The sequence below is a fragment of the Mycobacterium sp. ELW1 genome, assembly GCF_008329905.1.
Lineage (GTDB): Bacteria > Actinomycetota > Actinomycetes > Mycobacteriales > Mycobacteriaceae > Mycobacterium.
In genome coordinates, this window is the sequence record NZ_CP032155.1 from 666734 (window position 1) to 679875 (window position 13142).

11 protein-coding genes are annotated in these 13142 nt (G+C 64.6%); 5 read left to right on the forward strand and 6 right to left on the reverse strand.

Annotated features, from left to right (window positions below; genetic code table 11):
- Positions 1-70 precede the first annotated feature (70 nt).
- Genes D3H54_RS02960 through D3H54_RS02970 form a run of 3 tightly spaced genes read left to right on the forward strand, consistent with a single transcriptional unit; the run spans position 71 to position 3596 of the window.
- Positions 71-1162 carry an LLM class flavin-dependent oxidoreductase gene (locus D3H54_RS02960; protein WP_149377792.1) on the forward strand — a complete coding sequence of 364 codons (1092 nt, stop codon included), beginning with the start codon at positions 71-73 and terminating at the stop codon, positions 1160-1162.
- On the forward strand, positions 1159-2271 hold the full coding sequence (locus D3H54_RS02965) for an LLM class flavin-dependent oxidoreductase (RefSeq protein ID WP_149377793.1): 1113 nt from the start codon (positions 1159-1161) through the stop codon (positions 2269-2271). Before D3H54_RS02960 ends, D3H54_RS02965 begins: the two co-directional genes overlap by 4 nt.
- Positions 2268-3596 carry an NtaA/DmoA family FMN-dependent monooxygenase gene (locus D3H54_RS02970; RefSeq protein ID WP_149377794.1) on the forward strand — a complete coding sequence of 443 codons (1329 nt, stop codon included), beginning with the start codon at positions 2268-2270 and terminating at the stop codon, positions 3594-3596. Before D3H54_RS02965 ends, D3H54_RS02970 begins: the two co-directional genes overlap by 4 nt.
- Here D3H54_RS02970 and D3H54_RS02975 read toward each other — a convergent pair.
- Entirely contained in the window at positions 3578-4312 is a 735-nt protein-coding gene (locus tag D3H54_RS02975) for an MBL fold metallo-hydrolase (protein WP_149377795.1), read from the reverse strand. The two genes, D3H54_RS02970 and D3H54_RS02975, sit on opposite strands and share 19 nt — an antisense overlap.
- Positions 4313-4388: 76 nt before the next feature.
- On the opposite strand from D3H54_RS02975, the gene fgd reads away from it, so the two are divergent.
- The gene (gene fgd, locus D3H54_RS02980; protein ID WP_149377796.1) at positions 4389-5399 is read left to right on the forward strand and encodes a glucose-6-phosphate dehydrogenase (coenzyme-F420); all 1011 of its coding nucleotides are present in this window, start codon (positions 4389-4391) and stop codon (positions 5397-5399) included.
- On the opposite strand, the gene D3H54_RS02985 is transcribed toward fgd, so the two are convergent.
- The 5 genes from D3H54_RS02985 to D3H54_RS03005 all read right to left on the reverse strand — a co-directional run bounded on the left by D3H54_RS02985 (position 5396) and on the right by D3H54_RS03005 (position 11704).
- Complete coding sequence (locus tag D3H54_RS02985; RefSeq protein ID WP_149377797.1) at positions 5396-6481, reverse strand: NAD-dependent epimerase/dehydratase family protein; 1086 nt, start codon at positions 6479-6481, stop codon at positions 5396-5398. The genes fgd and D3H54_RS02985 overlap by 4 nt on opposite strands.
- On the reverse strand, positions 6478-7566 hold the full coding sequence (locus tag D3H54_RS02990) for a Gfo/Idh/MocA family protein (protein WP_149377798.1): 1089 nt from the start codon (positions 7564-7566) through the stop codon (positions 6478-6480). Before D3H54_RS02990 ends, D3H54_RS02985 begins: the two co-directional genes overlap by 4 nt.
- 82 nt (positions 7567-7648) lie before the next feature.
- Positions 7649-9190: a lipopolysaccharide biosynthesis protein gene (locus D3H54_RS02995; protein ID WP_149377799.1), complete on the reverse strand. Its 1542-nt coding sequence runs from the start codon at positions 9188-9190 to the stop codon at positions 7649-7651.
- Between the two features lie 106 nt (positions 9191-9296).
- A complete protein-coding gene (locus D3H54_RS03000) occupies positions 9297-10265 on the reverse strand; it encodes a glycoside hydrolase family 6 protein (RefSeq protein ID WP_168214759.1) in 969 nt (322 codons plus the stop codon).
- Between the two features lie 194 nt (positions 10266-10459).
- Positions 10460-11704 (reverse strand): O-antigen ligase family protein, encoded by a 1245-nt coding sequence (locus tag D3H54_RS03005; protein ID WP_168214760.1) that lies wholly within the window; start codon positions 11702-11704, stop codon positions 10460-10462.
- A 257-nt stretch (positions 11705-11961) separates the two neighbouring features.
- Between D3H54_RS03005 and D3H54_RS03010 the strand changes: the two genes are divergently transcribed.
- The gene (locus D3H54_RS03010; protein ID WP_149377802.1) at positions 11962-13050 is read left to right on the forward strand and encodes a glycosyltransferase family protein; all 1089 of its coding nucleotides are present in this window, start codon (positions 11962-11964) and stop codon (positions 13048-13050) included.
- Positions 13051-13142 lie beyond the last annotated feature (92 nt).

Here is a 13142-nt window from a genome sequence, read left to right on the forward strand (position 1 = left end):
TTGAAATCAGGCTGATTGCAACCCCCGGTTCCGGAATGCGTTCTGCCACCGTGCGTTAGACAGTTGTGTGATGGCGCAAAACCTTCTGCATCTCGGTATCGCGCTCGACGGCTACGGATGGCACCCGCGGGCATGGCAGCAGACCCTGGCCGCCGACCCGGCGATCAGCCCGGTGACGTCCGGCCGGTACTGGGCCGAGCTCGCGCGCACGGCCGAACGCGGGCTGCTGGACTTTCTGACCATCGACGACAGCTTCATCGCTGCGCCCGGGCGCCGGGAGGGGACTGTCCCGCACCGGCTCGCGGGGCGGGCTGACGCCGTTCTGGTCGCGGCCAGGATCGCGCCGGTCACCCACCACATCGGGCTCATTCCGGTGGCCACCGTCACCCACACCGAACCGTTCCATGTTTCCAAGGCGATAGCGACGCTGGATTTCGTCTCTCGAGGCCGGGCCGGCTGGCAAGTCCGAGTCAGCCCGTCCGAAGACGAGGCGGCGGCGTTCGGCCGGCGAAGCGTGCCCGACGGCAACGAATTATTCGACGAGGCAACCGACTTCGTCGATGTGGTGCGACGTTTGTGGGACAGCTGGGAGGACGACGCCGTCATCCGCGATGTCAGCACCGGCCGCTACGTCGACCGCGACAAGCTGCACTACATCGACTTCGTCGGCAAGTACTTCTCGGTCAAAGGCCCGTCGATCACGCCACGCCCGCCGCAGGGCCAAACCGTGGTGGGCGCGCTCGCCCACGCGAAGCGGGTCTACGAATTCGCCGACGCGTCAGCCGATCTGGTTTTCATCACCCCGACTGATGAGGAGTCGGTTCGGGAGATTGTGAACCAGGTGAGCATCGCCAAGCCGATCGCCGATCTCGTGGTGAGCTTCGGCGGCGGGGACGACTTCGGTTCTGATGCACTGATATTCACCGGTAGTCCGGCTCAGCTGGTGGAGCTGCTGGTGGGGTGGCACGACCTCGGCGTGCCCGGGTTCCGCCTGCGCCCGGCGGTCAATGCCACCGACCTGCCGATCATCGTCGACGAGGTGGTCCCACTGTTGCAGCGGACCGGACGGTTCCGCACCGGCTACCGGGACGACGAGACCCTGCGGGAACGGTTCGGCCTGCCGGCCGCCGTCAACCGCTACGCGACAGCGGGCGTGTCATGACCGTCCCGCTGTCGATCCTCGATCTGTCGCCCATCAGCTGCGGAAGTGATGCCGCCACCGCGCTGCACAACACGGTCGATCTTGCTCGGCACGCAGAACAGTGGGGCTACCGCCGGTATTGGGTGGCCGAGCACCACTTCGTCGCGGTCGCGAGTTCGGCGCCGGCCGTGCTCATCGGTCAGATCGCCGCGGCCACCGAACGGATCCGGGTCGGTGCCGCCGCTGTGCAACTCGGGTACACCACCGCGCTGGCGGTCGTCGAGAGCTTCGGCATGCTCGAACAGTTCTACCCCGGGCGCATCGACCTGGGGCTCGGGCGCTCGGGCCAACGCCGACGAGAGGTCGAGTGTGGCGAGCAGCCGCCGCAGGACGCCCTGCCGTGGCGCGAAGTGGACGGTGTCGTCGTGCCGACCGCGTTCGACACCCGGACATTGCTCGCCAGCCCGCAGATGCGGGCGCTGTCAACCGTTCTCACCCAACCAGAAGCTGTGCCGCCCGACTTCGCCGACCAGGTAGGCGAGGTCCTCGCGCTGCTCGACGGTAGCCACACCGTGCAGGATTTCCCGGTTCACGCGGTGCCGGGGGAGCGTTCGGGCCTGATCCCGTGGATCTTCGGCAGCAGCAGGGGTCAGAGTGCCGAGGTGGCCGGTGCGCGGGGTCTGCCATTCGTGGCGAGTTATCACATCACTCCCAGCTCGGCACTGGACGCGGTGGAAGCCTATCGGGCCGCCTTCAGCCCGTCACCGCAGCTGTCGCAACCACACGTGGTGGTCTCGGCCGATGTCCTCGTCGCCGACGATTCCGCCACCGCGCACCATCTGGCGAAGCCGTTCGGGCGGTGGGTGTATTCCATCCGGGCACAAGGTGGGGCGGTGCCGTATCCAGACCCCGACACCGTCGAGCCGCTGACCGGCGAGGAGCGCGCCGTGGTCGAGGACCGGCTCGCCACCCAATTCGTCGGCGACGCCGAGGAGGTGGCCGACAAGCTGGCCGCTCTGCAGCGGGTCACCGACGCCGACGAGTTGGTGGTGACCACCGCGACTCATCGGCATGCCGACCGGCTGCGCTCGTACGAACTATTGGCCAAACGGTGGGGTGTCACGGCATGACTCGAGAAGGTAAGCAGCGCAAGCAAGTACACCTGTCTGCGCACTTCCCCGGGGTGAACAACACCACGGTGTGGTCCGATCCGGAGTCGGGTAGTCAGGTGGACTTCGACTCCTTTGTCCACCTCGCCCGCAAGGCCGAAGAGGGGTTGTTCGACTTCTTCTTCCTGGCCGAGGGGTTGCGACTGCGTGAGCACCGCGGGCGGATCCACGACCTGGATGTGGTGGGCCGCCCCGATACCTTCACGGTGCTGGCGGCGCTCGCGGCCGTCACCGAGCACATCGGTTTAGCGGGCACGATCAACACCACGTTCAACGAACCGTTCGAAGTGTCACGGCAGTTCGCCAGCCTCGACCATCTCTCGGACGGGCGCGCCGCATGGAACATGGTGACGTCCTCGGATGCGTTCACCGGCGAAAACTTCAGACGCGGTGGATTTCTCGACCACGCCGACCGTTACCGTCGCGCCGAGGAATTCGTCACGGTCGCCCGAGAGTTCTGGGACAGCTGGGATACCGACTCCGAGCGTATCCGGACGGTGTCGCACCGCGGGCCGCAGTTCGACGTCCGCGGGGTGGCTACCCTGTCCGGCGGGCGGCAGGGACACCCGGTGTTACTGCAGGCCGGTGACTCCGACGAGGGCCGGGACTTCGGCGCCAAGCACGCCGACGCGTTGTTCACCGGGCACGGCGCACTCGACGACGGGCAGCGCTACTACACCGACGTCAAATCCCGCGCGGTCGCACACGGCCGAAACCCGGATCACCTCAAGGTGTTTCCGGCCGCGACGTTCGTGCTGGGCGACAGCGCCGCCGACGCGGAAGAGAAGGCGCGCCATATCCGGCGCCAACAGGTCAGCCCGCAGACCGCGATCGCGATGCTCGAACAGGTCTGGCAGCGCGACCTGTCCGGTTACGACCCGGACGGGCCGCTGCCCGACGTCGAACCCGCCGATGACCCGACGGTCACGCAGGGCCGGGTCCGGCACGGTGACCCCAAGGCGCTGGCCGCCTCCTGGCGGCAGCGGGCCGAGGCCGACAACCTGTCCATCCGCGAACTGGTCATCGCGGTCACCAGCCGGCAGCAGTTCGTCGGGACCGCCGACCATGTCGCGGCCGAGATCGACCGGCATGTGCAGGCCGACGCCTGCGACGGGTTCATCCTGGTGCCGCACCTGACGCCGCACGGGCTGGACGCCTTCATCGACACCGTCGTGCCGCTGCTGCAGGAGCGCGGCGTATACCGCACCGAGTACGAGGGCAGCACCCTGCGGGAGAACCTCGGACTCAAGCCGCCCGAGCGCTCCAGTCAGGCCGGCGTCGCCTGACGCGCCGCGTCCCGAACCGGTCCGGTCCACAGATCGCCGTGCCCGGGAATCAGCACATCGACGTCCAGCATCGCCAGCGCTGACAGGCTGCGCACACAGCCCGGCTCGTCATGGTTGAACACCCGGTGCAGTAACTGCGGACCCTTGACCGGCGACAACGGATGCCCGGTCACCAGGGCGTCGCCACTGATCAGGACGTTGTCGACGACGTAGGAGCAGTGGCCGCCGGTGTGGCCCGGTGTCGGCACCGCCAACGGCCGGCCGGGCAGCGTCTCGGCTATCGCCGGGGTGAGGACATCCGCGGTCGGAATGCCGTCGTGGATCAGCGCGCCCTTGCGCACGATGTCCAGCGACCACTTCACCCAGCGGGGTTGCCAGGCATGCCGCACCAGATCGACCGGGGATGCCTGCTGCAGATACTCGCGTTTGGCGTGGCCGACCTCGTCGGCATGGCAGTAGACCGGGGTGCCGTGCGTGTTGGCGATCCAGATCGCCGTGCCGAGGTGGTCGACGTGGGCGTGGGTCAGCAGGATTGCCGTCACATCGGTCGGGCCGAACCCGAGTTTCCGCAGCGAGCCCAGGACGTCATCGCGGCTGCCGGGGAATCCGGCGTCGATCAACATCACACCCGCGTCGTCGGCGACCACCGTCCAATTGACCAGCGGCGTCTGCGCCATGTGCACGCGGTCGGTGATAGCGGTCAGGGCCACGGCCATGCCGCGAGTGTAGGCCCGCACCCTCGACTAGGACTCGGCCGCTCGCTGTGCACCAAAGGGGAGTAGAAACGAGGGCGTGGCTGAACTGAAACTGGGATACAAGGCGTCGGCGGAGCAGTTCGCGCCGCGCGAGTTGGTCGAGCTGGCGGTGCTGGCCGAGGCGCACGGGATGGACAGCGCGACGGTCAGCGACCACTTCCAGCCGTGGCGTCACGAGGGCGGGCATGCACCGTTCTCACTGGCGTGGATGACGGCGGTGGGGGAGCGCACCAAGCGGCTGGTCCTCGGCACGTCGGTGCTGACCCCGACCTTCCGATACAACCCCGCCGTGATTGCACAGGCGTTCGCCACGATGGGCTGTCTGTACCCGGATCGGATCTTCCTCGGGGTCGGCACCGGTGAATCGCTCAACGAGATCGCCACCGGCTACGAGGGCGAGTGGCCGGAGTTCAAGGAGCGGTACGCGCGGCTGCGCGAGTCGGTGCGGCTGATGCGGGAGCTGTGGCTGGGCGACCGGGTCGATTTCGAGGGTGAGTACTACAAGACCAAGGGTGCTTCGATCTACGACGTGCCCGAAGGTGGCATCCCGATCTACATCGCCGCGGGTGGTCCGCAGGTGGCCAAGTACGCCGGCCGTGCGGGTGACGGGTTCATCTGCACCTCCGGCAAGGGCGAGGAGCTCTACAAGGACAAGCTGATCCCGGCGATGAAAGAGGGTGCCGAGGCGGCGGGCAAGAACCCCGACGACATCGACCGGATGATCGAGATCAAGATCTCCTATGACACCGATCCCGAACTGGCGCTGGAGAATACCCGGTTCTGGGCGCCGCTGTCGCTGACGGCCGAGCAGAAGACCAACATCCACGATCCACTCGAGATGGAGAAGGCCGCCGACGAGCTGCCCATCGAGCAGGTCGCCAAGCGGTGGATCGTGGCTTCCGATCCCGACGAAGCGGTCGAGAAGGTCGGCGACTACGTAAGATACGGTCTCAACCACCTGGTGTTCCACGCCCCGGGCCACGATCAGCGCCGATTCCTCGACTTGTTCCAGCGGGATCTGGAGCCGCGGTTGCGCAAGTTGGGCTAAGTGCGGTCCGAATTCTCGAAACCGGCGAAGCGCAGCCACTTTCCGGCTGCGGTCATCAGTTCATCAAACGGCTTGAGCTGCAGCTCGGGATACTGCTCGGCGAACTTGGTCGACGGTAGTTTCCTTGCGGTGCCTTGAAGCCACCAAAGCTGTTTGGTGACAGTAGGTTCGGGCTCGATGGGCTGAGGTTCGGTAATCGGTGGCGAGATGCGATCCTGCAACTGCTGCTTCAGCCGGCCTTTGGTGCCGGCGCTGAGTCGACGTTTGATAGCGCGGGCCGGCGCAATGTTGAGGATCTGCTGGATTTTCTGGAAGTTGCTCTCGTCGTACTTTGCATCGCCAAGCAGACGTATCGTCGATGGATCAACGCCCACCTCGTGTGCAATGGCGCGATAGTAATCGGCCCAGGTGAGCGTCTCGTTGTCGGCGATGTTGAAGACATCGGAGCGGGGCGCAGCGGACTTCGCCAGTTGAACCAGGTGCTCGATGAGGTTGTCCACGTGGATCAGATTGCACATCCCGCGCCCGCCGTTCAGCAGGTAGGCAGTGCCGTCAATCAACGCCTTGGCCGGCTCCACGAGCCATCCCGACCCTGGTCCCCAGATCAGTCCCGGTCGCAGGATTACTGTCTGCACCGGCCCGGCGGACTGGGAGCGCAACCACGCTTCGGCAGCGGATTTCGCCTGGGCGTACTCCATCCAGTGCTTTCCATCTGGTACCGAATCGTCGTTCAGACCGTGAGTCTCTGCCCGTCCGAATACCTCAGCGGAACTCATGTGCACGAACAGGGGAACGTCCGCCTTCTGGCATGCGGCGTGAATGGACTGAGCGTCGCCGACCGTGCGCTTGTCGTCTCCCATGGTCAGGTTCACCACCGTTCCGCACCCCTTCAGTAGCGGAACCAGAGATGCCGGATCGGAAGCATCACCATGCACGGTGCGAATGCCGAACCGCGCCAACCGACCCTGACTGCGCGGGGATCGGACGATGGGCACGAGGGGTATGTCGCCGCGAAGTTCGGCACGTTCTATGAGACGGGCGCCGACGAAGCCCCCGGCCCCGATGATGGCGATGGGTTTCATTGCGGCTGACCGGCCTTCCAGTGCTTGGCCCGCGCGGCCACCTGTTCGTCTTCCGGCAGCCAGGGGCACTCCAGCGGCTCGGCTCGCTCGTAGGCCTGGTCAATGGCGGCTTGCACACTCGCGGCCTGGACGCCGGTCACGGGAAATACTTCGCCGTAGCGAATGCATCTGAGCATGGCGATCAACTCGGCCTCGAAGCACGGGCCGTAACCGGCGGGCCGGTTCCGCTTGCCGCCCGTTGGCGCAAGGTCCGCGGGCCACGATGTCTCGGCCGGTACCAGCGACCATCCCCGCGGGGTCTTGCGGCGATAGGTGCGAATGTCGGCATTGTCCAGAATCACCTCACCTGAGGAACCCCGGATCCGCAGACCATTATTCAGCGGGTACTCCCAGCTGACCTGCATGACGCCGCGGCCTCGCGGAAACACCAGCGACAGAAGCGAATTAGTCTCGACTCCCCCTTCGAAACTGTCGTCGAATGAGCGAGTTACCACCGGATCGCCAAAAATCCAGGCCAACTGATCCAGCATGTGCACGCCGATGTCCAGCAGCACGCCGCCGCCGGAACGTTCGCGTCGGAATGCGGCGTCGGTGGCCGCCTTCCAGCCATAGGTGCCCCCCTCGCGGTAGGTGAACTCGAGGTCATCCCCGAGGTCGCCGTTTGCGACGAGTCGTGCGACGTCGGCGAAATTCGAGTAGAACCGCCGGGGATACGCCACCCCCAGCGTCCTGTTGGCTTTCGCTGCTGCCGCGTTCATGCGATCTGCATCGGCCACCGTTGTCGTCATGGGCTTCTCGCACAGCACATGGCAACCGTGTTCGAATGCCGCACACGCATGCTCGGCATGCAGAGCGGGCGGTGAGGCGATGATGGCGAGATCGTATGAGCCGTCCCGAAACGCCGCCGCGCAGTCAGGGTAGGCGCGCGCCCGCTTGAACTTCGACGCGATCTGGCGCCCTCGTGATTCGTTGGGGTCGACGACGCCCAAGACCTCGACGGCCTTCGCCTTTTCCAGTCGCTGCAAAGGGAATTGGTAGAGCTCCTCAACCACGGCTCCTGCACCGATCAGGAGGATACGGATCATCGACAGCCTCTCTGCGCGGAGCCCCGCCCCTACCGGTTCATTCTCGAGCCAAGCCTAGTACCCCGGGGACGGGCAGATAGGTCTAATCCTGTTCTGCGCGCCCCGCGGTAGGCGGCACCAGCAGCCGCAGGACCCGGGAAATCAGCGGTTCGAGCCGCGCAGGGGTATGCGACATGAGTCGACTCGGCAGCGTGGGGTCGACCATCGGCAGTATCGCAAATACTCGAAGACCGATGAGGTAGGTGATGATCGCGGCGGGTAAGGCGACCACCAACGACCATGCGCCGCCTATGTTTAAGACCACCACATACGCCACCGCGCCCTGTGTCACCGCCGCAAGCGTTATCGCTCCCAGCGCGCGATACGGTGGGTGGAATCCGGTTTGTATTGCCGTGCAAATGATTTCGATGGCAATGACCAGTACTTGGACGATCCCTCGTGACCAGGCTGCTCCCATCAACCCGTATCGGGGTATCACCAGGAAGCTCAGCAGGATCAGAGCGGCCAGGCCAACGGCGTTGGACACCACGAGAATCTTGGTCTTACTCAGGCTCAGCATGAGGTTGTTGTTGGTACCGCCGACACTGCAGATCCCAACGACGATCAGCAGTATCGATGCAACCGAGGCGGCTTCGGCGAATTCATCACCGAAGATCAGCGGGACCAATACCGGCGTGATCGCCGCAAGGCCGAGGCAGAGCGGAAACATCACCAACGCCATCAGCGCGGTCATCGTCCGGTACAGGCGCATCATGTGGTCGTGGGCGCCTTGACCGCTCTGCTCGCTGAAACGTGGGAGCAGGGCCGACAGGAAGAGCTGCGGCAGTTGCGACGCCATCTCGGCCACAGTCAGTGCGGCCGCGAACAGGCCAACGGCGGCGAGCGTGGCGTAGTGCTCGAGGAAGACGATCTGCGTTCGGCCGAACAACAGCTGGCCGGTCAGCGCGATCATCCAGCTCACCAGCGTGAACCTGAAGACTTCTTGTCTGAGGTCCGGACGGACGCGGGGCTTGTTGCGTAGCAGCGGCAAGGCCCGGCGGGCGGGGAGGATAGTGGCGGCGATATTGCCGGCGAGAGCACCTGGGACCCCGAACAGCCAGGCGCCGAGCACCGTTGTTGTCACCCTCAGCAGAGCCGAGACGGAGGAGATGCGAGCGAGCTTGTCGAATTGCTGCTCGCCTCTGAGATTGTAGAGATACAGGTCAGACAGTCTCCAGCAGATGAACCACGTCAAAGCGACTGCGATGACGACGATCTGGGAGGTATCGGAAAGCCCGGTGAGTGCACCTCTGCCTGGCCCGTCAAGGTAGAAGAACAAGACCACCGCAGCCACGATCGCGACAGCCACGGACAGCCGCAGGATCGCTCCGACCAGGGCGGCTACCTCATCGTCTCTGCCCATGGCACGGAGGCTGGGGATGAATCGCTGCTGTACGACATCGCTGCCCACGGTCGCGACCGCCACGGTGAGCGTGATGCACCAGATGATGTAGGCAACGACGCCAAGGTCGTCAGGCCCGAGCAGTCGGGCGGCAATCGCGCTGCCGACGAAGCCGGAGAGAGTGACGGCGGCACCGGAGATGGCGCCGAGAAGTGTGTTGCGGGCAAAATTCGGCGGCGCCAACCTTTATTCCTTAGAACATGACTGGCCGAGCCCGATGCGGTGCACAGGAGTCATGGTGTCATCTCCACGGAGCGAAGAAGGAAAGATCGGCATGTGGTCTCCGGTCTCACCGAGCGTTTCGGCGCCTCTTGACGACGACCCAGCCGATCAAGGCCGCCAATACCGCCAGTGCGGCAACGGCCGCGACCGAGTATCCGATCCATCCCGGAGCACCTCGATCGCGTGCCGCCGCCCCATCCAGCCCGAGTAGGCCCAGCGCGGCCGCTGGCCAGAACCCAACGTCCGGGCCACCCCGACAGGCCGATCCGTCGGTCTCTCCGGGATTCTTCACCCACAGCAGCCCATCGAGTGTGCCGCCGTGGAACAGCTGAGGTGGCTGTCCCAATCGCGCTCCCGGCGGGTTGCAGGTGGTGTCTTGGGTGCCTGCGCCATTTCGGCTGATGTCGATCACGTAGTGCGCGTCGTCGATGCCGAGCTTGCTGAGTTCGATACGCACGCTCTCGGCATACCGGACTTCGCCTTCTGTCGTGTTGAAGTTCGACACGTTGAGGCTGAAGCCGGCAACTTTGTCGACGTCGACCTTTTTCAATCGGTCCGCGGCCTCGGCTGCGCTCAGCCAGTTCTCATGTCCTGCATCGATATAGACCCGCGCCCCCGTCGCCGAAAGCGTGTCGACTGCATATCGCAGCGTGCCCAGGCGATCGCCCTGCTCGCACTGTCCCAGCTGCGGAAGTGCGTCGGGTTCGAGGATGACGATCGCGTTGACATGACCCATCAACGCGGCGGCGGCGCCGTCGACCCAGTCCCGGTACTCCTGCTCATCGCGTGCACCGGTGTAGACCTGATCACCGGGCGTGGGGCCGCCGCAATCGAGATGAGGGATCCGGTAGAGCACGATCGTCGGGATTGCATTCGCCAACGTCGCGCCCCAGAGGTAGTCGCGAATGTCATGCTGGACAGTCGTAGTCGTGGACCAATCGGAGAACCACTTGGCTTGCGGCGTTTCGGCGATCGGATTGAATCGGGAGTCCTCCCGCGCCGCCGCGATCGCCTGCAGTTGTGGATCGCGATACAACGTCGCGTTGACCGGCTTACTGCCCTCTATCGTTCCCGAAGAGGGACCATCTGACCGTTGCCCCGAATAGGCGACTGCAGCGAAAGCCAGCAGGATCACGAAGACTGAAGCCGCTGCAGTAGCGAAAACGGTGCGCTTTTCTCCTCGCTTGACGCGCCGCCACCATGACGAAATCGGACCGGCTCGCCGGTCGCTCACCGGCTAGGGCTTTCTTGGTGTACTTCTTCACGTCGCGCCAAGAACAAGATCGCAAGTGGAACGATTGTGACGGTCCAGTTCGTCGACCAATCGACATAACCCAGCGGCACCTCCAGCCATCCACTGACGGCAATCGCGGCGACAATCATTGCGCCGATTACCAAGTAGCGGCTTTTCGGTGCCGTGATGACATACATCTGCACGAGCAGCGACCCGAGAGCGAGGACGGCGAGCACAGCCCCGCCGGTGGCGACGAACTGTACGAACTGATTGTGGCCTGAGTAGGCCCCCGAGATCAGAGTGGTTGTTTCGCTCTTCGTGATTCGCGAATACCAATCCCTGCCGCCACCAAACAGAAGCGCCCGCTCGACCCAACGCGTCAGCGACCCGTTCCAGATGACTCCACGGCCGGTGTAGGCATCGGGATCCCATCCGCTGGACGACAGCCATCCCGTCAACGGCACCACGCACATGACCACAAGTAACGCGCCGGTTGCGAGACGGGCCACCGTTGACGCCACACGGCGCCAGCCGAACTCGGCAATAACCCAGATAACGGCACCCAACAGCAGGGAAACCGCCGCTGCGAACATGGAATTACGAGCCGACGACCACGCGATGGCGAATGCCACGATCGCCAACCCCGGGAACCGCAGCCACCAACGCGGCAGCAGGACCACCGCTGCGATCCCGACGGAGAGATAGACACCCAGGCTGTTCTCCTGGGTGAACATTCCCTGCAGCAATCCCAGGGAGGGGAACACCGCCTTGTCGGGGCGGACGCTCAACACCCCTTCCGCAAGATGCGCTCGGCCGGCATCCGGCAGCAAGACACCGAACGCGATCGCGATGGCCGCCGTCAGCACCACGAGCACTCCCAGCGCGATGAGCACACGAGGGCGGGGGCGCAACGCTGCCAGCGCCAAAATCAGCACCACGTAGAGCACACCCTCGGGGGTTGGCCAGCTGCCGGAATATAGGTTGCGAATGATGATGTACAGCCAGGGCGCCAGCAGGACAGCGAGCCGCCACAGGCCCGGCCGGGTGACGTCGTTGATGCGGAAGATGATGATGCCGACGCACAGAAGGACCGCAAGCAGGTAGAACAGTTTGGAGACGGCGTTGGCGGCGGGCGGCCAAATCGGATCTGCACCGATCGGGACGAACACCTTTTCTGCAGTGATCGATAGGGCGATGAGCGAGCCGATTGCCCGGACCCACAGAATGACGATGAGCAACACCGCTGCTGCATCACACGTGATGAACAGCCGGCCTCTCCGGTGCATCGGTCCCTCCGCTCGCACTGCCCGGACCGTGCCATCGCGATGGTGCACGCACGGGAAGTGTGGATGTTACCGGCTGGTGAGCATCACTATCGGCAACGCGCTCCCTGCTTCACCGGGCTTTCCTTGGCCGCCGCGACGCTTCCAAGCTACCGTCACGTGGCGGGCGTTCTGGTGGTTGCTGTCCGAAGTGCGCAGCGCGAGAGGGGAAGCCGATGAGTGCACCACGACTGAAGGTCCTGATGTCGACGGGACCGCTCAAGCACCATGACAACCCATACCTGCAGCAGCTGGTCACCGATCTGAGTGATCAGGTAGACGTGCAGCCACTATCGTGGCGCACCGCCCTCTTCTTTCGTCCTGACGTCTTCCACGTGCACTGGCCTGAGCAGCTGTATCGCGCCAACGGGCGAGCGAAGACGATGGTCAAGCGGGTCTTGGTGGCGATACTGCTTCTGCGGTTGCGTGCGCGCCGAGTGCCTGTCGTTTTGACCGTGCACGACCTCGCGCCCCACGACCAAGACCGAGGCTTCGAGCGGTTGCTGTCGCGCGCACTGGAGCGAATGTTCGCCCTCCGTATCTACCTCAACGAGTCGGAGCTCAATGACCCAGCGCGCGGGGTGGTCATTCTGCACGGGGACTACCGTGGCTGGCTGCAAAAACAAGGTGTCGACCTGACGCCACGGGAGCCCCACCGAGACGTCATCCTGTTCGGATTGCTGCGGCGATACAAAGGGATCGAAACCCTCATCACCGCCGCACGCGATGCGGATGCAACGCTGACGATTGCCGGGCGGGCGATCGACGAATCCTACGAACGTGAGCTGCGCGCGCTCGTGGCAGACGTCCCTTCCGCGGTGCTCGACATCAGGCACCTCGAAGATGACGAACTCACCGCCGAGATTTTCAATCACCGAATCGTGTGCCTTCCGTACACGCATATGCACAACTCGGGAGCGCTGGTCTACGCGCTCAGTATTGGGCGCCCGGTTCTTGCCCGGCGCAGTCCTTTCAACGAGGTCATTGCGCGCGAGGTGGGCGAGGAATGGGTGATGCTGTACGACGGCCCGTTGACCGCGCAAGATTTGAAGGACGCACTCAGTCGGACTCCACCTGCGGGACTGCCAGACCTCTCCCGGTGGGATTGGTCGACGGGAATTGCTTTGCATATGGCTTGTTACCGCGGTCTCGCCACAATGGCGCATGATCGACGGACCCCCGCGAGGGTTGTCCAGGCGCTTCTCGAGGCCGAGCCCGGATTCGCCGCGCACTCGGCCTTTAATGCCCCGGTTGAGATTTCGTAGTCACAATTTCGCGAATGTCGCTAATACATCGGGCAGGGGCAAATGCGGTGCGCGGTACACTATGGACGTTCCCGCCACGCCGGTTGGGACCC